17 protein-coding genes are annotated in these 23,062 nt (G+C 68.0%); 10 read left to right on the top strand and 7 right to left on the bottom strand.

The features are described from left to right. Window positions 1-15: 15 nt before the first annotated feature. Window positions 16-594, bottom strand: a complete 579-nt coding sequence (locus QGN30_RS21445; RefSeq protein WP_248923558.1) for a DUF4190 domain-containing protein — start codon at window positions 592-594, stop codon at window positions 16-18. Between the two features lie 183 nt (window positions 595-777). On the opposite strand from QGN30_RS21445, the gene QGN30_RS21440 reads away from it, so the two are divergent. Genes QGN30_RS21440 through QGN30_RS21415 form a run of 6 tightly spaced genes read left to right on the top strand, consistent with a single transcriptional unit; the run spans window position 778 to window position 6,278 of the window. Beyond that, entirely contained in the window at window positions 778-1,305 is a 528-nt protein-coding gene (locus QGN30_RS21440; protein WP_008254647.1) for a general stress protein, read from the top strand. Window positions 1,306-1,328: 23 nt separating this feature from the next. Beyond that, on the top strand, window positions 1,329-2,741 hold the full coding sequence (locus QGN30_RS21435) for an extracellular solute-binding protein (protein WP_038535357.1): 1,413 nt from the start codon (window positions 1,329-1,331) through the stop codon (window positions 2,739-2,741). Window positions 2,742-2,791: 50 nt separating this feature from the next. After that, window positions 2,792-3,676 carry a carbohydrate ABC transporter permease gene (locus QGN30_RS21430; RefSeq protein ID WP_014379469.1) on the top strand — a complete coding sequence of 295 codons (885 nt, stop codon included), beginning with the start codon at window positions 2,792-2,794 and terminating at the stop codon, window positions 3,674-3,676. Next, window positions 3,666-4,505, top strand: a complete 840-nt coding sequence (locus QGN30_RS21425; protein WP_014379470.1) for a carbohydrate ABC transporter permease — start codon at window positions 3,666-3,668, stop codon at window positions 4,503-4,505. Before QGN30_RS21430 ends, QGN30_RS21425 begins: the two co-directional genes overlap by 11 nt. Window positions 4,506-4,509: 4 nt before the next feature. Next, on the top strand, window positions 4,510-5,688 hold the full coding sequence (locus tag QGN30_RS21420) for an ABC transporter ATP-binding protein (RefSeq protein WP_014382019.1): 1,179 nt from the start codon (window positions 4,510-4,512) through the stop codon (window positions 5,686-5,688). Then, window positions 5,685-6,278: a suppressor of fused domain protein gene (locus tag QGN30_RS21415; protein ID WP_014941457.1), complete on the top strand. Its 594-nt coding sequence runs from the start codon at window positions 5,685-5,687 to the stop codon at window positions 6,276-6,278. The genes QGN30_RS21420 and QGN30_RS21415 overlap by 4 nt, the downstream gene beginning before the upstream one ends. An 83-nt stretch (window positions 6,279-6,361) precedes the next feature. On the opposite strand, the gene corA is transcribed toward QGN30_RS21415, so the two are convergent. Beyond that, entirely contained in the window at window positions 6,362-7,456 is a 1,095-nt protein-coding gene (gene corA, locus QGN30_RS21410) for a magnesium/cobalt transporter CorA (RefSeq protein ID WP_008254660.1), read from the bottom strand. A 179-nt stretch (window positions 7,457-7,635) separates the two neighbouring features. Here corA and QGN30_RS21405 point away from each other — a divergent pair, with 179 nt between their 5' ends. From QGN30_RS21405 to QGN30_RS21395, 3 genes are all read left to right on the top strand, one after another. Further along, window positions 7,636-8,625 (top strand): malate dehydrogenase, encoded by a 990-nt coding sequence (locus tag QGN30_RS21405; protein WP_008254662.1) that lies wholly within the window; start codon window positions 7,636-7,638, stop codon window positions 8,623-8,625. A gap of 63 nt (window positions 8,626-8,688) precedes the next feature. Continuing rightward, window positions 8,689-9,888 (top strand): NAD(P)-dependent malic enzyme, encoded by a 1,200-nt coding sequence (locus QGN30_RS21400; protein ID WP_008254665.1) that lies wholly within the window; start codon window positions 8,689-8,691, stop codon window positions 9,886-9,888. After that, complete coding sequence (locus tag QGN30_RS21395; RefSeq protein WP_008254666.1) at window positions 9,885-10,757, top strand: glycine betaine ABC transporter substrate-binding protein; 873 nt, start codon at window positions 9,885-9,887, stop codon at window positions 10,755-10,757. The genes QGN30_RS21400 and QGN30_RS21395 overlap by 4 nt, the downstream gene beginning before the upstream one ends. A gap of 5 nt (window positions 10,758-10,762) precedes the next feature. Here QGN30_RS21395 and QGN30_RS21390 read toward each other — a convergent pair whose 3' ends face one another. The 4 genes from QGN30_RS21390 to QGN30_RS21375 form a co-directional block, all read right to left on the bottom strand. Further along, on the bottom strand, window positions 10,763-11,614 hold the full coding sequence (locus QGN30_RS21390; protein ID WP_014384066.1) for an SDR family NAD(P)-dependent oxidoreductase: 852 nt from the start codon (window positions 11,612-11,614) through the stop codon (window positions 10,763-10,765). 111 nt (window positions 11,615-11,725) lie between these two features. After that, window positions 11,726-12,553, bottom strand: a complete 828-nt coding sequence (locus tag QGN30_RS21385) for an SDR family NAD(P)-dependent oxidoreductase (RefSeq protein WP_008254671.1) — start codon at window positions 12,551-12,553, stop codon at window positions 11,726-11,728. Between the two features lie 81 nt (window positions 12,554-12,634). Next, window positions 12,635-16,363, bottom strand: a complete 3,729-nt coding sequence (locus tag QGN30_RS21380; RefSeq protein ID WP_248921262.1) for a multifunctional oxoglutarate decarboxylase/oxoglutarate dehydrogenase thiamine pyrophosphate-binding subunit/dihydrolipoyllysine-residue succinyltransferase subunit — start codon at window positions 16,361-16,363, stop codon at window positions 12,635-12,637. Between the two features lie 183 nt (window positions 16,364-16,546). Next, window positions 16,547-17,326 carry a hypothetical protein gene (locus QGN30_RS21375; RefSeq protein ID WP_029385054.1) on the bottom strand — a complete coding sequence of 260 codons (780 nt, stop codon included), beginning with the start codon at window positions 17,324-17,326 and terminating at the stop codon, window positions 16,547-16,549. A 271-nt stretch (window positions 17,327-17,597) separates the two neighbouring features. On the opposite strand from QGN30_RS21375, the gene QGN30_RS21370 reads away from it, so the two are divergent. Beyond that, a complete protein-coding gene (locus QGN30_RS21370) occupies window positions 17,598-19,610 on the top strand; it encodes an MFS transporter (RefSeq protein WP_248923559.1) in 2,013 nt (670 codons plus the stop codon). On the opposite strand, the gene QGN30_RS21365 is transcribed toward QGN30_RS21370, so the two are convergent. Beyond that, window positions 19,607-23,029 (bottom strand): TM0106 family RecB-like putative nuclease, encoded by a 3,423-nt coding sequence (locus QGN30_RS21365; protein WP_036458364.1) that lies wholly within the window; start codon window positions 23,027-23,029, stop codon window positions 19,607-19,609. The genes QGN30_RS21370 and QGN30_RS21365 overlap by 4 nt on opposite strands. Window positions 23,030-23,062: the final 33 nt, after the last annotated feature.

Raw genomic sequence — 23,062 nt, 5'->3', positions numbered from 1 at the left:
GGGGCGGTCAGGCCGTTAATGCGTGCGCAGTGTGAAGAGCACGACCACCAAAATCACCACCAGCGTGGCGATTCCGATGACGATGCCGGCGACCGCCAGGCCGAAGCCCTCCTGCCGGGTCCGCTTGATCTGATCCAGGGCGATCGCGCCCAGCACTATGGCGACGATTGAGCCCAGCCCGCACAACAGGCCGGTGAACGACGCGATGAGCGACGCGATCGCCAGCGCGTTGGTGCCGGGTACAGCGGCTTGAGTGGGATAGCCGCCCTGGTAGTCCGGCGGCGGGTAATAGCCCGGATATCCGTGCGCCCCGTAGGGGGGCGGGCCGCCGTACGGCGGCGGCGCCATCGGGTAGGGCGGTCCGAAGTAGCCGGGCGGTTGTTCGTACCCAGGGGGCGGGGGGACGGGCGGGGGATACGACGGCGGGTACCCGGGCGGGTGGTCGGTGGGACCCGGCGGCGGATACGCCGGGGGCGCCGAATCGGCGGCGGGGGACTCCCAGGGGGCGGGCTCGGAGGCTTCGCCGCCGGTGGGGGGCGAGTCGGTGTTGTCGTCGTGGCCGCCCTCGCCGAAGCCGCCGCCGGGAGCTGTCATGGTGTTCAACCTAACCCATCCGCCGCCGGTGACCGTGGGTGCGAAACGTCAGCGCGCCACGGGCGCCCGGGAGGGTTCCCGCCACCCCGTGCGCCGTGTTTTCGCAGGTGGCGGAAGGCCGGTGGTTAGGCTGGGGAGGGCCTGAGATGAAACCATCCCCAAGGCGGAGGACAATGAACGGCGATGACTAATCCTTACCAGCCTGGGCAGGTTCCCGGCGCGACACCAGGAAACGCGACGGGGCGTGGACGAGGCGCGCCCGGACTGCCGACACCGCCCAGGGGCTGGCCGGTCGGCTCCTATCCCACCTACGCCGAGGCGCAGCGTGCCGTCGACTATCTGTCCGAGCAGCAGTTCCCGGTCCAGCAGGTGACGATCGTCGGGGTCGACCTGATGCAGGTGGAGCGGGTCACCGGCCGGTTGACGTGGCCCAAGGTGCTCGGCGGAGGCGTGCTGAGCGGGGCGTGGCTGGGCCTGTTCATCGGCTTGGTGCTGGGTTTCTTCAGTCCCAATCCGTGGGGTGCGCTGATCACGGGCCTGGTCGCTGGCGTCTTCTTTGGGCTGATCACTTCGGCCGTTCCGTACTCAATGGCCCGTGGCACAAGGGATTTCAGTTCGACCATGCAGTTGGTGGCCGGGCGTTACGACGTGCTGTGTGACCCGCAAAACGCAGAGAAGGCGCGGGACCTGTTGGCGCGCTTGGCGATTTGAGGCGCGCACGAGAGGTGTGAGCGGTGGTGAGTCGTCGTGGGCGCGTACGCCGGGCAGGCGCGATCGCGCTGGCGACGCTCACCATCGCCGCGACGGTACCCGCGTGCGCTTCGGGAACCCACGGGCTGGTAATCAGCTTCTACACCACGGCCGCCGACGGCGCGACGTTCACCGCGGTCGCTCAGGATTGCACGAAGCAGTTCGATGGCCGCTTCGCCATTCAACAGATCAGTCTGCCCAGAGCCCCCGGCGAGCAGCGTTTGCAGCTGGCGCGGCGGCTGACCGGTCGCGACCGCACGCTGGACGTGATGTCGCTCGATGTGGTGTGGACGGCCGAGTTCGCCGAGGCGGGCTGGGCGCTACCGCTGTCCGACGATCCCGCGGGGCGCGCCGAACCCGACGCGACGGCCGACGTCCTGCCGGGCCCGCTGTCGACGGCGCGCTGGGAAGGCAAATTGTTCGCGGCCCCCGTCACGACGAACACCCAATTAGTTTGGTATCGACCCGATTTGGTGCGTCAGCCGCCGAGAACCTGGGATGGGATGGTGCGCGAGGCCACCAGATTGCACGCCGCGGGGCAGCCCAGCTGGATCGCCGTGCAGGCCAATGAGGGCGAAGGCCTGGTGGTCTGGTTCAACACGCTGCTGGCCAGTGGGGGCGGCCAGGTGCTCTCGGAGGACGGCCGCCGCGTCACGTTGACCGACACGTCGGCGCACCGGGCCGCCACCGTCGATGCGCTGCGGATCCTCAAATCCGTGGCGACCGCGCCCGGGGCCGATCCGTCGATCACCCGCACCGACGAGGGCACCGCGCGGTTGGCGGTCGAACAGGGCCGGGCCGCACTCGCGGTCAACTGGCCGTACGCGCTGGCATCGATGCTGGAGAACGCGGTGAAAGGCGGTGTGCCCGTTCTGCCGCTCAACCAGGATCCGCGGCTGGCCGGCAGCATCAACGACGTCGGGACGTTCGTGCCCAGCGACGAGCAATTCCGCATCGCCTATCAGGCCAGCCAGAAGGTCTTCGGCTTCGCGCCGTATCCCGGTGTGGCGCCGGGCCATCCGGCCAAGGTGACCATCGGCGGGGCGAACCTGGCGGTGGCCAGCACCACCCGCCACCGCGCCGAGGCGTTCGAGGCCATCCGCTGCCTGCGCAGCCTGCAACATCAGAAGTACGTGTCGATCGCAGGCGGCCTACCCCCGGTGCGCACGTCGCTGTATTCCGATCCGCAGTTCCAGGCCAAGTATCCGATGTACACGATCATCCGGCGGCAACTCACCGACGCCGCGGTGCGTCCGGCCACGCCGGTCTACCAGGCGGTGGCCATCCGATTGGCCGCGACACTGAGCCCGATCACCGAGATCGACCCGGAGCGAACCGCCGACGAACTCAGCGCCGAGGTGCAGAAGGCGATCGACGGGAAGGGGCTGTTGCCGTGACGGCCACCGCCCCCGCAACGCGCGCCCGGCCGTCTTCCGTCGCACCGCGTTTGCGGACCCGAAACCGGCTCTCCGAACAGCGCTTGGCCTTGTTGCTCGTCGCCCCGGCGGCGCTTCTGATGCTGACGGTGACGGCCTATCCGATCGGTTACGCCGTGTGGTTGAGCCTGCAGCGCAACAACCTTGCCGTCCCCGACGACACCGCGTTCATCGGCCTGGGCAATTACGTGACGATCCTGACCGATCGGTATTGGTGGACCGCGCTGGCGGTCACGCTGGGCATCACCGTCGTGTCGGTGACCGTCGAATTCGTCCTGGGCCTGACACTGGCGCTGGTGATGCACCGCACCCTCGTCGGAAAAGGCATGGTGCGCACCGCGATCCTGATCCCGTACGGCATCGTCACCGTGGTCGCGTCGTACAGCTGGTACTACGCCTGGACGCCCGGGACGGGCTACCTGGCCAACCTGCTGCCGCATGGCAGCGCACCGCTGACTTCGCAGATCCCGTCGCTGGCGATCGTCGTGGTCGCCGAGGTCTGGAAGACGACGCCGTTCATGTCGCTGCTGCTGTTGGCCGGGCTGGCATTGGTGCCAGAGGAGCTGCTGAAAGCCGCCCAGGTCGACGGCGCCGGCCCCTGGCGCCGGCTGACCGGCGTCATCCTGCCGATCATCAAGCCGGCCGTGGTGGTCGCCCTGCTGTTCCGAACCCTGGACGCGTTCCGCATTTTCGACAACATCTACGTCTTGACCAACGGCGCCAACAACACCGATTCGGTGTCAATCCTGGGCTACGACAACCTGTTCAAGGGGTTCAACGTCGGGCTCGGCTCGGCGATCAGCGTGCTGATCTTCGTGTGCGTGGGCCTCATCGCCCTACTGTTCATCAAGGTCTTCGGCGCGGCGGCGCCCGGTGGTGACGTCGATGGCCGCTAACCGGCAGGACGCGCGGCGCACCGCGATCTGGGCCGTCATCGACACGGTGGTCGTGGTGTACGCGCTGCTGCCGGTGTTGTGGATCTTCAGCCTCTCGCTGAAGCCGACGTCAACGGTCAAGGACGGCAAGCTGATTCCGTCGTCGGTCTCCCTGGACAACTATCGCGGCATCTTTCGCGGCGACATCTTCAGCTCGGCACTGATCAACTCCGTCGGGATCGGGTTGATCACCACCGCGATCGCGGTGACTCTCGGGGCGATGGCCGGCTACGCGATCGCGCGCCTGAATTTTCCGGGCAAGCGGGCGCTGGTCGGCGCCACCCTGCTGATCACGATGTTTCCCGCGATCTCGTTGGTCACACCGCTGTTCAACATCGAACGCTTCGTCGGCCTGTTCGACACCTGGCCGGGCCTGATCCTGCCCTACATCACGTTCGCGCTGCCGCTCGCGATCTACACGTTGTCGGCGTTTTTCCGCGAGATCCCCTGGGATTTGGAGAAGGCGGCGAAAATGGACGGCGCTTCCCCGGCGCAGGCGTTCCGCAAGGTGATCGTCCCCCTGGCGGCGCCGGGCGTGGTGACCGCCGCGATCCTGGTGTTCATCTTCGCCTGGAACGATCTGCTGCTGGCGCTGACCCTGACCGCTACCAAGGCGGCGATCACCGCGCCGGTGGCGATCGTGAACTTCAGTGGCAGTTCACAGTTCGAGGAGCCGACCGGATCGATCGCGGCCGGCGCCGTGGTGATCACCGTTCCCATCATCGCTTTTGTTCTAATCTTCCAACGACGAATCGTCGCCGGGTTGACCTCCGGCGCCGTGAAGGGATGACGCGATGGCCGAGATTGTGCTGGACCATGTCAGCAAGAGTTATCCCGACGGCGCCGTGGCGGTGCACGACCTGAACATCACCATCGCCGACGGCGAATTTCTGATCCTGGTCGGCCCGTCGGGCTGCGGTAAGACCACGACGCTGAACATGATTGCCGGGCTTGAAGATATCTCCTCGGGTGAGCTGCGCATCGGCGGCGAACGGGTGAACGAGAAGGCGCCCAAAGACCGCGACATCGCGATGGTGTTCCAGTCCTATGCGCTGTACCCGCACATGACGGTGCGGCAGAACATCGCGTTCCCGTTGACGCTGGCGAAGATGCCGAAGCCCGAGATCGCGCAAAAGGTCGCCGAGACCGCCAAAACCCTTGACCTGACCGACTTTCTGGACCGCAAGCCCTCCCAGCTGTCCGGAGGACAGCGGCAGCGGGTGGCGATGGGCCGCGCGATCGTGCGCCATCCCAAGGCGTTTCTGATGGACGAGCCCCTGTCCAACCTGGATGCCAAACTGCGCGTCCAGATGCGCGGCGAGATCGCCAGGCTGCAAAAGCGCCTGGGCACGACGACCGTTTACGTCACCCACGATCAGACCGAGGCCATGACACTGGGCGACCGGGTGGTGGTGATGCATTCGGGCGTCGCACAGCAAATAGGCACCCCCGATGAGCTTTACGAGCACCCGGCCAACCTGTTCGTCGCGGGCTTCATCGGCTCGCCGGCGATGAACTTCTTCCCGGCCACGTTGACGCCGATCGGGCTGACGGTGCCCTTCGGGGAGGTGATGCTGACACCGGACGTCCAAGAGGTGATCGCCCAGCACCCCACGCCGGGCAACGTCATCGTGGGGGTGCGGCCCGAGCATCTGTCCGACGCCGCGTTGATCGACGGTTACCAGCGCATCAGGGCGCTGACCTTCGAGGTGAAGGTCGACCTGGTCGAATCGCTGGGCGCCGACAAGTACGTGTACTTCTCCACCGCGGCATGGGCCGCGCACTCGGCGCAACTGGACGATCTGGCCGCCGAGGGAGACGCGCACGAAAACCAGTTCGTGGCACGGGTTCCCGCCGAATCCAAGGCGGTCATCGGGCAGTCGATCGAGTTGGCGTTCGACACGACACGGCTCGTGGTCTTCGACGCCGACTCCGGGGCCAACCTGACCATCGCGCCGTCGGACGCGCGGTGACACAGCCGTTGGAGCAGGTCCGTGCGCATGTACGCGCCCACTTCGGCGACCTCGAACCCGATTCGGCGAGCGTGACATTCCTGGGCACCGAAACCATCGAAGTGCTGCGATTCCGCGAGACAAGCGGGCTGGTGCACTACGTCTCCCTGGGCTGCTCGCGCCACCCCATGGCCGAACCGACCCTCGATATCGCCGACCCGGTGCGCGGCCCGCGGGCCGAAATCGTCCTCCAGTTGCGCGATCCCGGCCCGATCACCGGCATCGCCCGCAGCATCGCGATACTGGCGGCAACTCCCGCCGTCGAGGGCGCCGTGCTGAGTGCCGATGCGCTGATCGACCTCGGCTCGCCGCTGTGGGCGTCGCCGTCGCGGAAGGTGCCGTTCACCGCGGTGTTGCTGGGCCGCAGCGAGATCGCGGATCTGCCGCTGGAACCGCCGCGCGACCCGGTGCGCTTCCTGTCGGCGACCCCCATCACCGCGACCGAGGCGGCGTGGGTGCGGTTGAAAGGCGCCGAGGCGATGCGGCAAGCGTGGGATAACGACGGCGTCGATGTGCTGAACACGAATCGCCCTGCCGCACAACCAAACTGACGCCACGGCGCATCGTCGAACGTGCACTCAGGGCGAGAATTCTGCGATTTCGTCGCCGTGAGTACACGCTCGGCGAGGAAGCGTCAGAGCCAGTTGCGGTTGCGGAACTGGAAATACAGGACCAGGCAGACGACGACCATCACCGCCATCACCCCCGGGTAGCCCCACGTCCAAGTCAGCTCGGGCATGAAACGGAAGTTCATCCCGTAGATGGCGGCGACCATGGTGGGCACCGCCAGGATGCCGGCCCAGGCCGCCATCTTGCGCATGTCGTTGTTCTGCTGCATCCCGACGCGAGCCAACGCGGCCTGGATCAACGAGTTGAGGGTGTCGTCGTAGCTGGCGATCTGGTCGGCGGCCTCGGAGTGGTGGTCGGCGACGTCGCGCAGATAGCGCCGCAACTCCTTGGAGATCACGTCCTTGTTCTCCACCTGGATCCGGTGGAACGCGGCCGACAGCGGATTGACGCACCGGCGGAGCTCGACGACCTCGCGTTTGAGCAGATAGATCGGCTCGACGTCGATCTTGCTGCCCGGCGCGAAGGCCAAACCCTCGATGCTGTCGATGTCGGACAACATCAAACTGCTCACCTCGAGGTAGTGGTCCACCACGTGGTCGGCGATCGCGTGCATCACCGCGAAGGGGCCCAGCCGCATCTGCTCGGGGTCGCCGTCCATCCGCTTGCGCACCTCGGACAGTCCGCCGTGTTCACCGTGGCGGACCGTGACCACGAAGTCGCGGCCGACGAAGACCATGATCTCGCCCGTCTCGACGATCTCACGGGCCAGCACAACCGATTCGTGCCGGACGTAATTGACGGTCTTGAGGACGAGGAACAGGGTGTCGTCGTACCGCTCCACCTTGGGCCGCTGATGGGCGCACACCGCGTCTTCCACGGCCAGCGGGTGCAGGCCGAAGACGTCGGCCACCTCCTGCATCTGGGCCTGGCTGGGTTCGCGCAGGCCCACCCAGACGAACCCTTCGTGCCCCTGCGCTTCGATCTCGCGCACCTTGTCCAGGGAGGCGGCGTAACCGATCTTGCCGGGCAGCCGGTGGCCGTCGGCGTAGACGGCGCAGTCGACGAGCGTCTCCTTGGCCGGTCGCGCGCCCGGCTGCGGTTCGGGTTCCTGCGCGAGGGGCCGAAGCGCTTCGGGCAGTGCGTCGAATCCTTGGAACACATCCACCTCCCTCGCAGCGCAGGTCCCGACCAGGCGGTGCTCCATGCTACGCGTCCCGGCTGTTCAAAGCCTGACGATCAGCCCTGGTAGCGGACCGGAGAATGCGATCGAAAAAGGGTGCGCTAGTTTCGAGCCGAAACCGGAATCCACACGACCTTCTCCACAAGGAGTACATCGACGTGAGCGCAAGTCCTCTCAAGGTCGCCGTCACCGGCGCCGCCGGCCAGATCGGCTACAGCCTCTTGTTCCGCCTGGCCAGTGGCTCGCTGCTGGGCCCCGACCGCCCGATCGAGCTGCGTCTCCTGGAGATCGAGCCCGCGCTCAAGGCGCTCGAGGGCGTCGTGATGGAGCTCGACGACTGCGCCTTCCCGCTGCTGTCCGGCGTCGAGATCGGCGCGGACGCGAACAAGATCTTCGACGGCGTCAACCTGGCCCTGCTGGTCGGGGCGCGGCCGCGCGGCCCGGGCATGGAGCGCAGCGACCTGCTGGAGGCCAACGGCGCGATCTTCACCGCCCAGGGCAAGGCGCTCAACGAGGTTGCCGCCGACGACGTCCGCATCGGCGTGACCGGCAACCCGGCGAACACCAACGCGCTGATCGCGCTGAGCAACGCCCCCGACATCCCCAAGGAGCGGTTCTCGGCGCTGACCCGGCTGGACCACAACCGGGCTATCTCGCAGCTGGCCCGAAAGACCGGCGCCAAGGTCACCGACATCAAGAAGATGACGATCTGGGGCAACCACTCCGCGACCCAGTACCCCGACATCTTCCACGCCGAGATCGGCGGCAAGAATGCCGCCGAGGTGGTCAACGACCAGGCCTGGATCGAGAACGACTTCATCCCGACCGTCGCCAAGCGCGGCGCGGCCATCATCGACGCCCGCGGCGCGTCCTCGGCCGCGTCGGCCGCCTCGGCCACCGTCGACGCCGCCCGCTCCTGGCTGCTCGGCAGCCCGGAGGGCGACTGGGTGTCGATGGCCGTCTACTCCGACGGCTCCTACGGCGTGCCCGAAGGCATCGTGTCGTCGTTCCCGGTGACCACCAAGGACGGCAACTGGTCGATCGTGCAGGGCCTGGAGATCGACGAGTTCTCCCAGGGGCGCATCGACAAGACCACCGCCGAGCTGGTGGAGGAGCGCACCGCGGTCACCGAGCTCAAGCTGATCTAACGCCGGAGTATGACCCAGATCACCAATTAGGCCTACTAATGGGTAGGCCTTACCCTGAACCCCGTGTCCGAATTGCTTGAATCGATACAGACGCAGGCCGAGCATGGTGCGATCACCGATGCCGAGATCTTCGAGGCACACGTAGGCGGCAAGCTTTCGGTGAGCCTGACGTCCCCGCTGGACACCCAGCGCGCGCTGTCGATCGCCTACACCCCCGGCGTGGCGCAGGTCAGCCGCGCGATCGCCGCCGACCACGCTCAGGCGGCCCGCTACACCTGGGCGAACCGGCTGGTGGCCGTCGTCAGCGACGGCAGCGCGGTGCTCGGCCTGGGCGACATCGGGCCCGCGGCGTCGCTGCCGGTCATGGAGGGCAAGTGCGCCCTGTTTCAGGCGTACGGCGGGCTGAACGCCATCCCGATCGTGCTCGACACCAAGGATCCCGACGAGATCGTCGAAACCCTGGTGCGCCTGCGCCCGACGTTCGGCGCCGTCAACCTCGAGGACATCTCCGCGCCGCGCTGCTTCGAGATCGAACGCCGGGCCATCGAGGCCCTGGACTGCCCGGTGATGCACGACGACCAGCACGGCACGGCCATCGTGGTGCTGGCCGCGCTCATGGGCGCCAGCAAGCTGCTCGGCCGGGACATGAACTCGCTGAAGGTGGTGGTGTCCGGGGCCGGGGCCGCCGGTGTCGCGTGCACCAATCTCCTTATGGTGATGGGTGTTTCGGACATCACCGTCCTCGACTCGCGCGGAATCCTGCACACCGCTCGGGACGACATGAACGACGTCAAGGCGGCCCTGGCGCGGCGCACCAATCCCGACGGCCTGACCGGCAGCGCGGCGGAAGCCCTCCGCGGCGCGGACGTGTTCCTCGGCCTGTCGGGCGGCGTGGTCCCCGAAGAGATGATCGCCACGATGGCACCCAACGGAATCGTGTTCGCACTGTCCAACCCCGATCCGGAGATCCACCCCCAGATCGCGGCCAAGTACGCCTCGGTGGTGGCCACCGGCCGCAGCGACTTCCCGAACCAGATCAACAACGTGCTGGCATTCCCAGGGGTGTTCCGCGGCGCGCTAGAGGCGGGTGCCCGCCGGATCACCGAGAAGATGATGGTCGCCGCGGCCGAGGCGATCTTCTCCGTCGTCAGCGACGACCTTGCCCCCGACCGGATCGTCCCCAGCCCGCTGGACCTGCGCGTCGGGGAGGCGGTTGCCGCGGCCGTGGCGATCGCCGCCGACATTTCCGTCTCCGGGGGGTGAAAATCGGCAGGCTGGCGGCACCGCTGCTCGCCGCCATACTCGCCGTTTCCGGTTGCGCGACCGACACCGGCGGCGATCCTCGCGCCCGCGCGGAGGTCGTGGTCGGGTCCCGGTCTGATGCCGAATCGGCGCTGCTGGCCGGCATCTACGTGGCCGCCTTGCGGTCCTACGGATTCGGCGCGCGGTTCCAGCCGACCACCGACCCGAAGGCCGAATTGGATTCGGGCGCAATCACCGTCGTTCCCGCCTTCACCGGCCGGGTGTTGCAACGCCTGCAGCCAAGCGCCACAGCGATGTCCGACAAAGACGTCTACCGAGCGATGATCGCCGCCCTACCCGAGGGCATCGTGGCGGGCGACTACACGACCGCCGCCGAGGACAAACCCGTGCTGTTGGTGAGCCGGGCCACCGCCAAGTCATGGGGCGGCAGCGACGTCAGCGCGGACTTGAGCACGCTGCCGCGGCACTGCGCCGATCTCGTCCTCGGGACCGTCGCCGGCCACCGGGCGCCGTCGGCCATCGGCCCCTGCCGCCTTCCGGATCCGCGTGAATTCCCGGATGGCACAACGATGTTCGCGGCGGTCGCGTCCGGACGGCTGACCGCGGCATGGACGACCACCGCCGACCCGGGTGTCCCCGCCGACCTGGTCGCGCTGGCCGACACCAAGCCCACGCTGATCCGGGCCGAAAACGTGGTGCCGCTGTATCGGCGCAACGCGCTCAGCGAACGGCAAGTGTTGGCGATCAACGAAGTGGCCGGCGTGCTCGACACCGCGGCCCTGGTCGACATGCGCCGGCAAGTGCGTGCCGGCGCCGACCCGCAGGCGGTGGCGGCCGGCTGGTTAGCCGAGCACCCGCTGGGCCGCTGAACAAATCAGCGCTTGGGCAGCAGCCGGTGCACGACCTGCTGAAGCCGGCTCATCACCGGCCCGCCCAGCAGCAGCTCCGGCCGCGAACCCGTCAGCCGCACGACCAGGTCCATCGCCTTGACGTCCGGCCCAACCAGCACCCGGGCCTTGTTCTTGCGCACCCCTTCGAGGATGAGCTGAGCCGCACGCTGCGGGGTGGTCTTGGCCTGCTGTTCCTCGAACAGGTTGGCCAACTCGGCGTGGTCGAGCCCCTCGACGCCGGTGGCGTTGCGGGCGAACGCGGTTTTGATGCCGCCCGGATGCACTGTCGTCACCCGCACCGGGTGACCGGCGCGCGCCATCTCCTGGTGCAGCGCCTCGGTGAAGCCGCGGACGGCGAACTTGGCCGAGACGTACGCCGCCTGGCCGGGCGCGGAAAACAGGCCGAGCGCGCTCGAGATGTTGATGACGTGTCCGTCCCCGGAGGCGATCAGGTGCGGAAGGAACGCCTTGGTGCCGTTGACGACGCCCCAGTAGTCGACGTCGATGACGCGCTCGATGTCCTTGAACCGGCTGTCCTCGATGGATCCGATGAACGTGATGCCGGCGTTGTTGTAGACCTGGTTGACCGCGCCGAAGTGCTCGTTGACCGCGTCGGCGTAAGCGAGGAAGGCGCTGCGCTCGGTCACGTCGAGCTGGTCGGATTTGACCGGTGCGCCGATCGCCGCCAGTTGCTCTGCGGTCTGCGCCAGCCCTGCGGTGTCCACGTCGCTGATCGCGACCTTGGCGCCGGCGCGACCGAGCTCGACCGCCAGCGCCTGGCCGATGCCCGAGCCCGCGCCCGTGACCACGGCGACCTTGCCGGCGAACCCATCCATGCAACACTCCCTCGACCAGGCTTGACCGCGTTGAGGCTAATCGTTACCAGTGATGGTGGCTAGCGCAGGGCGAAACGGTGAACGCGCGCGCCCGTCACACTGAGAGATCGATCACTGCTTGGGCAGCAGCCGGCCCATGACGGGGCCGAACAGCTGCTGATACCCCGAACCCGTCAGGCGCACCAAGATGTCCAACACCTTGGCGTCCGCGCCGACGAGCACCCGCGCCTTCTTCTTGCGCACCGCGTCGAGGATGATCTGGGCCGCGCGCTGCGGGGTGGTCTTGGCCAGCCGCTTGTCGAACAACTTGGCCAGCTCGGCCTGATCGAGGCCCTCGGCGGTGGTGGCGTTGCGGGCGATCGCGGTCTTGATGCCGCCCGGGTGCACCGTGGTCACCGCCACCGGGTGGCCGGCGGCCACCATCTCCTGGCGCAGCGCCTCGGTGAAGCCGCGGACGGCGAACTTGGCCGAGTTGTAGGCCGCCTGCCCCGGCACCGAGAAGAGCCCGAACACGCTGGAGACGTTGATGACGTGCCCGTCGCCGGAGGCGATCAGGTGCGGGAGGAACGCCTTGGTGCCGTTGACCACGCCCCAGAAGTCGACGTCCATCACGCGTTCGATGTCCTTGAACTGGCTGACTTCGACGTCGCCGGTGAAGGCGATCCCGGCGTTGTTGTAGATCTGGTTGACCGTGCCGAAGTGCTCTTTGACCGCGTCGGCGTAGGCCAGGAACGCTTCGCGTTCGGTCACGTCGAGGCGATCCGCCTTGACCTGGGCGCCGATCGCCTTCAGCTGCTCCTCGGTCTGGGCCAGCCCTTCGAGGTCGACGTCGCTGATGGCCAGCTTGGCCCCCGAGCGCCCCAACTCGACGGCCAGCGCCTGCCCGATACCCGAACCCGCGCCCGTCACCACCGCGACCTTGCCGGCGAATCCTTGCATGAGCACCCTTCCTAGTCGGCCCGTTTGCGTCGAGGCTAGCCGGTACCGGCGGTCCCACTTTCTTCGGGTGTGAACGGCGAATCAGCCGAAGGCCGTGTCGATGATCTCCTGCTGCTCGACGGCGTGCACCTTCGACGAGCCCGACGACGGGGCCGACATCGCCCGGCGGGAAATCCGCTTGAGCCCGGTCAGCTTGTCGGGCAGCAGCTCGGGCAATTCCAGGCCGAAGCGCGGCCACGCGCCCTGGTTGGCCGGCTCTTCCTGGACCCAGAAGTACTCCTGGACGCTCGGGTAGCGGTCCAGCGTTTCGCCCAGCCGGCGCTTCGGCAGCGGGGCGAGCTGCTCGATCCGCACGATCGCCACGTCGTCCCGGTTGTCCTTGGCCTTGCGGGCCACCAACTCGTAGTAGAGCTTGCCGCTGGTCAGCAGGACCCTGCTGACCTTGCTGCGATCGCCGATGCCGTCCTCGTAGGTCGGCTCTTCGAGCACCGAGCGGAACTTGATCTCGGTGAAGTCCTTGACGTCGCTGACCACCGCCTTGTTGCGCAGCATCGACTTGGGCGTGAACACGATCAGCGGGCGCTGCACCCCGTCGAGGGCGTGCCGGCGCAACAAGTGGAAATAGTTGGACGGCGTGGAGGGCATCGCGATCGTCATCGAACCCTCTGCCCACAGCTGCAGGAAGCGCTCGATGCGGCCGGAGGTGTGGTCGGGGCCCTGGCCTTCGTGGCCGTGCGGCAGCAGCAGCACCACGTTGGACAGCTGGCCCCACTTGGCCTCGCCGGAGCTGATGAACTCGTCGATGATCGACTGCGCGCCGTTGACGAAGTCCCCGAATTGGGCTTCCCACAGGACGAGCGCGTCCGGGTTGCCCACGGTGTAGCCGTACTCGAAGCCGACGGCCGCGTATTCCGACAGCGGGGAGTCGTAGACCAGGAACTTGCCGCCGGTGGGGGTGCCGTCGGGGTTGGTCGCCAGCAGCTGCAGCGGCGTGAACTCCTCGCCGGTGTTGCGGTCGATGATCACCGAGTGGCGCTGCGAGAAGGTGCCGCGCCGGGTGTCTTGCCCCGATAGGCGCACCAGCTTGCCCTCGGCCACCAGCGAGCCGAGCGCCAGCAGTTCGGCGAAGGCCCAGTCGATCTTGCCCTCGTACGCCATCTCCCGGCGCTTCTCCAGGACCGGCTGCACCCGCGGGTGCGCCGTGAAGCCCTCGGGTAGCGCCAGGAACGCGTCACCGATGCGGGCCAGCAGCGCCTTGTCCACCGCGGTGGACAGGCCCGCGGGCAGCATCTGGTCGGCCTCCACCGATTCGCTGGGCAGCGCGCCGTGCTTCTCCAGCTCGCGGACCTCGTTGAACACCCGCTCGAGCTGGCCCTGGTAGTCGCGCAGGGCGTCCTCGGCTTCCTTCATCGAGATGTCGCCGCGGCCGATCAGGGCTTCGGTGTAGCTCTTTCGGACCCCGCGCTTGATGTCGACGACGTCGTACATGGCGGGGTTGGTCATCGACGGGTCATCGCCTTCGTTGTGCCCGCGCTTGCGGTAGCACAGCATGTCGATGACGACGTCCTTCTTGAACTCCTGCCGGAAGTCGACGGCCAGCTTGGCCACCCACGCGCACGCCTCCGGGTCGTCGCCGTTGACGTGGAAGATCGGCGCCCCGATCATCTTCGCGACGTCGGTGCAGTACTCGCTGGACCGTGAGTACTCCGGCGCGGTGGTGAAGCCGATCTGGTTGTTGGCGATGATGTGGATGGTGCCGCCGACGCGGTAACCGGGCAGGTGGGTCAGGTTGAGGGTCTCGGCGACCACGCCCTGACCGGCGAACGCCGCGTCGCCGTGCAGCATCATCGGCACCACCGAGAAGGCCTTGTCGTCCCCCTGGTCCTCGGCGCGCCGGTCCAGCAGGTCCTGCTTGGCGCGCACCAGGCCCTCCAGCACCGGGTCGACGGCTTCCAGGTGCGACGGGTTGGCGGTCAGCGACACCTGGATGTCGTTGTCGCCGAACATCTGTAGGTACACGCCGGTGGCGCCCAGGTGGTATTTGACGTCGCCGGAGCCGTGCGCCTGTGCCGGGTTGAGGTTGCCCTCGAACTCCGAAAAGATCTGTGAGTACGGCTTGCCGACGATGTTGGCCAGCACGTTGAGCCGGCCACGGTGCGGCATCCCGATGACCACCTCGTCGAGCCCGTGCTCGGCGCACTGGTCGATCGCCGCGTCCATCATCGGAATGATGCTTTCCGCGCCCTCAAGTGAAAACCGTTTCTGCCCAACGTATTTGGTCTGCAGGAAGGTCTCGAAGGCCTCGGCCGCGTTCAGTTTGCTCAGGATGAACTTCTGCTCGGCCACCGTCGGTTTGACGTGCTTGGTCTCGACGCGCTGTTGCAGCCACTCCTGCTGCTCGGGATCGAGGATGTGGGTGTACTCCACGCCGATGTGGCGGCAGTAGGCATCGCGCAGCAGGCCCAGCACATCGCGCAGCTTCTTGTACTCGGAACCGGCGAAGCCGTTGACTTTGAACACCCGATCGAGATCCCACAGCGTCAGGCCGTGGTTGAGGATCTCGAGGTCGGGGTGGCTCCGGAACCGGCTGCCGTCCAAGCGCAGCGGATCGATGTCGGCCATCAGGTGGCCGCGATTGCGGTAGGCCGCAATCAATTCCATCACCCGGGCGGTCTTGTCGACGATCGAGTCCGGGTTGTCGGTGCTCCAGCGCACCGGCAGATACGGGTTGCCCAGCTCGCGGAAGATCTCGTCCCAGAACGCATCCGAGAGCAGCATCTCGTGGATCGTGCGCAAGAAGTCGCCCGATTCCGCGCCCTGGATGATGCGGTGGTCATAGGTCGAGGTCAGCGTGATCAGCTTGCCGATCCCCAGTTCGGCGATGCGTTCCTCGCTGGCGCCCTGGAACTCGGCGGGGTACTCCATGGCGCCGACGCCGATGATGGCGCCCTGGCCGTTCATCAGCCGCGGCACCGAGTGCACGGTGCCGATGGTGCCCGGGTTGGTCAGCGAAATCGTCACGCCGGCAAAGTCTTCGGCGGTCAGCTTGCCGTCGCGGGCCCGCCGCACGATGTCTTCGTAGGCGGTGACGAACTGCGCGAACCGCATGGTCTCGCAGCCCTTGATGCCGGCCACCACCAAGGAACGCTTGCCGTCCTTGCCCTGCAGGTCGATCGCGAGCCCCAGGTTGGTGTGCGCCGGGGTGACGGCCGTGGGTTTGCCGTCGACCTCGGCGTAGTGCCGATTCATGTTCGGGAACTTCTTGATCGCCTGCACCAGCGCGTACCCGAGCAGGTGGGTGAACGAGATCTTGCCGCCGCGCGTGCGCTTGAGTTGGTTGTTGATGACAATCCGGTTGTCGATCAGCAGCTTGGCGGGAACGGCGCGCACGCTGGTCGCCGTCGGCACCTCCAGCGACGCCGACATGTTCTTGACGACGGCCGCCGCGGCGCCGCGCAGCGTCTGCAACTCGTCGCCTTCGGCCGGCGGGGGGGCGGCGGCCTTCACCGGCGCGGGACGCGCCGGGACCCCGTTGCCGGCGGCGGTGCTGACGGGGGGCGCCGTGCTAGCGGGGGGCGCGGGCTTGGGGCTTTCGGGGGCCGCCGGGGCCGGCTTGGCGGGGGCCGCGGCCGGCCGGCCATCGCCGCTGGTCGGGGTGGCCGTCGCCGCCTCGCCCGTCGGCTCGGGGTTGTAGTCGACGAGGAACTCGTGCCAGCTCGGATCCACCGACGAGGGGTCATCGCGGAACTTGCGGTACATCTCCTCGACCAGCCATTCGTTTTGACCGAATGGTGAACTTATGTTGCTCACGACCGCAGTTCGCCTCAATCCCTTTGTCCTACAGGGCCACCGCAGCTATCGCGCGGTGCCTGCACCCTCGTCTGCCCGGCGGGCCGAGCACCTCATATCCATGGCGGTACCCATTGCTGCCGCCCTATAAAGGCTAACCTCTCGCCACCAATCTGCCAGGGCGACCGGGGGCCCCGGGGCGGGTCAGCCGGCTTCGTGGATCGGGGGCACCAGATGCAGCGCGCGGGGCCAGCGCCCGGGTGGGGGGCCGAACGCCCGGTTGGCGTTGCGGACCATCTTCTTGCCGGCGAGGTAGTTGCCGACCGCTCCCACCACGACCCCGATCCCGACCGGCAGCAGTTTGCCGAACAACAGGGCGCCCCGCCGCACCGTGTACTTCCTGACCCACGACTTGAGCAGCCGCGAGTTCAGTCCCGACATCGACGACAGCGGAAGCGCGGCCAGGCTCTCGGAAATCCAGCCGCCGTTGGTGCGCCGCGGACCGATCAACTGCGTGACGGCTTGCTCGCTGTTGTCACCGACAAGCACCGCCAGCACCAGGGCGCGGCGCCGTTCCCGGTGATCGGCCGGAATGTCGTGGACCACCGCGACCGCCAACACGAAGAACGCGGTGGCCTCGAGGAACGTCACCGTTTCCGCCGCCGCCGCGGACAGGGCACTCAACGTGCCGATTCCGGGGACGGTCGCCGCGGCTCCCACCGCAACACCGCCGGCCGTCACCATGGCCACGTAACGCTTCTGCAGCTTGGCCAGGATCTCGGCCGGGCTGGCATCGGGATCGGCGTTGCGCAGCCGGGTCACATAGGCCTCGGCGGCGGGGCCCTGTATCCGCGAGCTGCGCTCGATGACCTGCGCCAACGCCCGCGCGGACATCTTGGGTCGACCGTTCTTGCCGGTCGGCGCCTCTCCCGCGTTGGCCATGGTGAATAACCGCTTCGGCGACCTGTTCCGTCGGGCCCGCATAGTGTCTCTCCTGCAAATGGGGTTCTTTCAGGCTAACGTGCCCGCGCCAAATCCTGACGCCGTTATCGACGCCGACCGGATCCGTGGCTGCCGGCCCTCTTGCGCCGCCGGGAATAATGCAGGCTGGATGTCTGCGACGGCCGTGCCGCCGGCCGGTCGTCGTGGTGAACGGTTCGCCGCGCGCGGTCGATGACCTGGGAGTTCAGGCCGATCGACCGGACGGGCAGGTGCGGCGTAACGGCATCGTCGGGAGCGAAACGAGGTGGGGTGGATGACCACGGCTGCGCCCCGCATGCCCGGGGGTGAGCGGCGTGCGGGTTCCGGGCCGACGCGGGCCGCCCATCGTTGGGATTTCATCACCCGCAGCTCGCCGCACTCGCAGAATCCCTGGAACCCGCTTTGGGCGATGATGATCGGCTTCTTCATGATCATGGTCGACTCGACCATCGTCGCGATCGCAAACCCGACCATCATGGCCAACCTGCGCATCGGCTACGACACCGTGGTCTGGGTGACCAGCGCCTACCTGCTGGGTTACGCCGTCGTGCTGCTCGTGGCGGGCCGCCTCGGCGACCGGTTCGGCCCCAAGAACCTGTACCTGATCGGCCTGGTGGTCTTCACCGTCTCCTCGGTGTGGTGCGGGCTGTCGGGCAGCGCCGCCATGCTGATCGCGGCCCGCGTCGCGCAAGGTATCGGAGCCGGCGTGCTCACCCCGCAAACCTTGTCGACGATCACCCGGATCTTCCCGCCGGAGCGGCGCGGCATCGCGGTGAGCCTGTGGGGGGCCACCGCGGGAGCCGCCAGCCTCGTGGGCCCGCTGGCCGGCGGCGTGCTGGTCGACGGGCTGGGCTGGCAGTGGATCTTCTTCGTCAACGTCCCGGTCGGCGTGATCGGGCTGGCATTGGCGTACTGGCTGATCCCGGTGCTGCCCACCCAGTCACACCGGTTCGATCTGATCGGGGTCGGGCTGTCCGGGGTGGGCATGTTCTTGATCGTGTTCGGGCTGCAACAGGGGCAGGCCGCGCATTGGGAGCCGTGGATCTGGGCGTTGATCGTCGCGGGCTTCGGGTTCATGACGGTGTTCGTGTTCTGGCAGTCGGTGAACCCCCACGAGCCGCTGATTCCGTTGGTGATCTTCGGTGACCGCGACTTCAGCCTGTGCAACGTCGGGGTCGCCATCGTCTCGTTCACCGCAACGGCGATGATGCTGCCGCTGACGTTCTACGCGCAGGCCGTCTGCGGGCTGTCGCCGACGCGCTCGGCCTTGCTGATCGCGCCGATGGCGATCGCCAACGGGGTGTTCGCGCCGTTCGTCGGCAAGATCGTCGACAACTACCATCCCCGGCCGGTGCTCGGTTTCGGCTTTTCGGTGCTGGCGATCGCGCTGACCTGGCTGACCTTCGACATGTCGCCGACGACCCCGATCTGGCGGCTGGTCTTGCCGTTCTTCGCGATGGGCGTCGGCATGGCGTTCGTGTGGTCGCCGCTGACCGCGACCGCGACGCGCAACCTGCCGGCGCACCTGGCCGGTGCGGGCTCTGCGGTGTACAACTCCGTGCGCCAGCTCGGCGCGGTGCTCGGCAGCGCCGGCATGGCCGCGTTCATGACCTGGCGGATCACCGCCGAGATGCCGCGGCGGCCCGCCGGTGGGGGCATCGACGAGGACGCCGCCACGTTGCAGCTGCCGCGGTTTCTGCGCGAACCGTTTGCCGCCGCGATGTCGCAGTCGGTGCTGTTGCCGGCGTTCATCGCGTTGTTCGGGATCATTGCCGCCCTGTTCTTGGTGGGCTTCGCGCCCTGGTCCCGCACCGGCCGGGGCGGCGACCCCTTCGGGCCCGACGAGGATGACATCGTCGACGACGACTACGACGACGACGAATACGTCGAGTTCGTTCTGGTGCGTGAACCCGATGTCGGGCGCGGCAACCCGCCGTCAGGGGAGCGTGCTCATGCGGCGGCCCCCCCACCCGCCGCGGTGCGGCATCGGGGCCCGGACGATTCGTGGCACCGTGTGTTCGACGAGCCGGTTGCGCGGGCACAGCCAATTGGATTTGCCCACAACGGGTCTCATCTGGACAGCGGAAAGCGCCTCCGTCAGGTGCCGGTGCGGCGCTCGGTCAAGCCCAGCCCGCCGGTCGACCGGCTCACCCGACCGCCGCGCCGCCCCCACCGGGGTCCGTCGGGTCACCACTTCACCGACGGCGACCCGCTGCGGGGCCAGCACCACCGCCCCGATCCCGACGACGATCCCACCGGTCACGGCCGTCACTCGTCGGGCAATTAGGCGCCTCCGCGCAGATCGGGTTGGGTGAGCGCCAAGAACGCGCCCAGATCGATCAGCCCCGCGGGTGTGGCGGGCAGGTACTCCGTCAACGACGGCGACCGCACGATCACCGCTGCATTTTGGGCCCGGCTGACCGCCACGTTGAGTCGATTCCTGTTGAGCAGGAAGGAGATTCCGCGCGGTACCACGTCCATGGAGGACACCGTCATCGAGATGAACACCACGGGCGCCTGTCCGCCCTGGAACTTGTCGACGGTCCCCACCCGCACCCCGCCGAGCCCGGCGGAGCTCAACCGGCGACGCAGCAGTGCCACCTGGGCGTTGTAGGGCGCCAGCACCAGCACATCGGCGGCCGTCAACGCTCGGCGGCCGTGCTCATCGGTCCACGACGCGCCGAGCAGTCGCCCGATCTCGCCGGCGATCGCGTCGGCCTCCTCGGGACTTTCGGTCGAATTGCCCTGGTGCTCAACCGAAAGCAGCTGCACGCCCGGCCGATGCCCGTCCAGGCGGCGGGCGGCGGTGCATTCGTGGGAGCGCAGCCTGCCCTCGTAGGACAGCGCCGAGACCGCGGCGCAGACGGCCGGGTGCATCCGGTAGGAGAGGTCCAGGAAGTAGCCACGTTCGTCGGGCAGGGTGCGACGGCCGTCGACCAGCCAGTCCAGCGCCGAGGTGTCCACCGGCTCGGGATGGGTGCCCTGGCTGACTTGCGGCAACTGCTGAGGGTCTCCGAGCAGCAGCAGGTTCGCGGCGGCCGCGGCCACGGCGATGGTATTGGCCAGACAGAATTGGCCGGCCTCGTCGATCACCAGCAGATCCAAACTCCCCGGCGGTATCCGGTTGGCGTTGGCGAAATCCCATGCGGTGCCGCCGATCACACAGCCCGGCGTATCGGCGAGGAATGCCGCGTACGCGCCGCCGTCGATCTCCTGCCAGCGCGGAGCCTGGTGGTCGTAACGCTTCTTCGCGACGCGGTGCGGATCCAGGCCGGCGTCGATCACGCAGTCCAACAGGTTTTCCACCGTGGCGTGCGATTGCGCGACGACACCGACGCGCCAGCCGTGTCGGGTAACCAGGTCGTGGATGACCCGGGCGGCGGTGTGCGTCTTGCCGGTTCCGGGCGGCCCATGAACCGCCAGGTACGACGAGTTCAGATCGAGTAGCGCGGCGGTGATGTCGGCGACGGTGTCACCGCCGTGCGGGAGGGGATCAGCGCTGCGCGTCCGGGGCGCTCGGCGCAGCAGCACGTCGACCACGGCGCTGTGCGGCAGCTGCGGCAATCCGGCGGCCACCGTGGTGGCGGTCGCCTCGATCGATTCCCGCAGGGCGGTGGTGGGGATGGGCGGGCCGGGAGTCAGCGCAAAAGGCAATTGGTCAAAGGTGTTGCCGTCACTGCCAACTCGTTCAACGACCACCACCTCGGTGGGCACCGCCGGATCGTCGGCCTCGATGACCGAGGCGCGTCCGGCCGCCCGCCGGTCCGGGTTGTCGGTCATGCCCGGCGGCGCCGGCGGGTTGTAGAGCGCGAATACGTCGCTTTTCAGGTCGCCACGCGCGAGTTCGCCGCGTAGCTGCAGCCGCCGCTGGGGTTTGCGCGCGCGGGGAGGTGTGTGCCAGTCGACGCTGACGGACGCGCGCTCAGCGACGAACACGTCGGTGTTATCCGCCCATTCGTCGACCGGGAAGTTCAACCGGTCGAAATGCGCCCACCAGAAGGGCTTGTCCTCGCGACGGTGGTAGCCGCGCGCGGCGGCCACCAGCGCCACCGCCGTCTGCTCCGGGGTGCGCTCGTCGATGCCGGCGGCCCCGGTGAACGCCGCCAGGGTCACCGCCAGTTCGTCGCGGTCCTCGACGGTGTTGCCGTCGCCGACGGGCTGGGCGCCGATCGGTACGACACCGGATTCGTAGGCGCGCAACATCAGCCAGTTACGCAGTTCCTGTGTCGACCGGCAGTCGTAGTGGTTGTAGTCCTCGATCTCCTTGAGCACGGAGGCGGCCTCGTCGCCGCGGCCCTCCGCGCGCAGTTCGCAATAGCGCGCGTAGGAGGTGATCGAACCGGTCGCCGTGGTCACGTCGCCCGCGCGCAGTTGTGACCCCATGTAGAGCGGTTCGAGCGCCTTGAGGCTGAATGACTCCGCGCCGACGCGAATGCTCCTGCGCACCAACGGATAAAGGTCGACCAGCGTGCCGCTGCGCAGCAGTTCGTCGACCTCGTCCTCGCCGACGCCGTAGCGCCCGGCGAGCCGCAGCAACGCGGTCTTCTCGTAGGGTGCGTAGTGGTAGATGTGCATGTTGGGGCGGCGCCTGCGCCGCTTGGCCACCATCGCCAAGAAATCGGTCAGCGCCTTGCGTTCGTCTGCCCGGTTGTGCGCCCACAGCGGGCGAAACCTGCCCGTAGGCCCGGCCTCCAAGACGCCGAACAGGTATTCCAGGCCCCACTCGCGGCCGTCGGCGGTCCACAGCGGGTCGCCTTCGAAGTCGAAGAACAAATCACCGGGGTCCGGCTCGGGGAGCAGCGCCAGTGGCTGCGCGTCGATGACCTGGACCTGCGGAACGCCCGTATCGCGTTGGCGCACTTGCAGTTTCGCCTGGGTGGTCAAGGCGGTGACGACACCCGCGGCCAGCTCGGGAACCGGCCCGCTGTGGGCGGCAAGTTCGGTGACGGTGGTGATGCCGGCCTTGAACAGCTTGTCCCGCTGGCTTACCCGCAGACCGGCGACCAACAGCACGTCGTCGGCGGCGCGCAGCTGCTCGATGCACGACGGGCAATGAAAACAGGCGGCCACGCTTTCGTCGTCCCATCGCACCGCGGCGCCGCTCGCATGGTGGTCGTCGAGCAGCCGCTGCAGCCGCACCCGCTGCAATCGGTAGACCGGGACCAGGTCGCTGACGCGGTGCCGCACGGCCGTTCCGTCGCCGAGCCGCAGTTCGGCCTCGGGCGCGACGGGCACACCCGAGGCCGCCAGCACGTCGGCGTAGGCGGCCAGTTGCAACAGCGCGGTCACCTTTTCGGAGCGGGCCAGCTTGGTGTCGACGACCCGATACTGCTCGCCGTCGCGGACCAGAAAGTCGGCGAATCCGAGGAAGCGGCCGTCGAACATCGCGGCCTGATACACCGCGGGGGCGTGGTCGGCGACGGCGCGCAGCGTCGCGTCGGTGGCCGCCGCCAGCCCCGCGGGTGTGTAGGCCGGGCGGCCGATGACCGCGACGGCATCGCCGAATCGCTCGCGCAATCGGGCGAGCTCGCGCCGCTCATGCTCGTCGCCGAGGGTGGCTGTCCGCGTGAGCAGTTCGTCCTCGATCGCGGTCGCCGGCCCGCGGCCGAGTTTGGCGTCGAAATCCCGCAGCAGCGCGAATTCGCAGCGGGCGGCGGCGGCAAGGTCCGACGCGCTGTAAACGATGCTGTCGCCGGTCACGAACACTGGAGCCACTGTAGGACAGGGCTCCGACACGAT

Source organism: Mycobacterium sp. 3-98 (assembly GCF_035918355.1).
Taxonomy (GTDB): domain Bacteria; phylum Actinomycetota; class Actinomycetes; order Mycobacteriales; family Mycobacteriaceae; genus Mycobacterium; species Mycobacterium intracellulare.
This window is presented reverse-complemented; position numbering and strand designations above follow the sequence as displayed.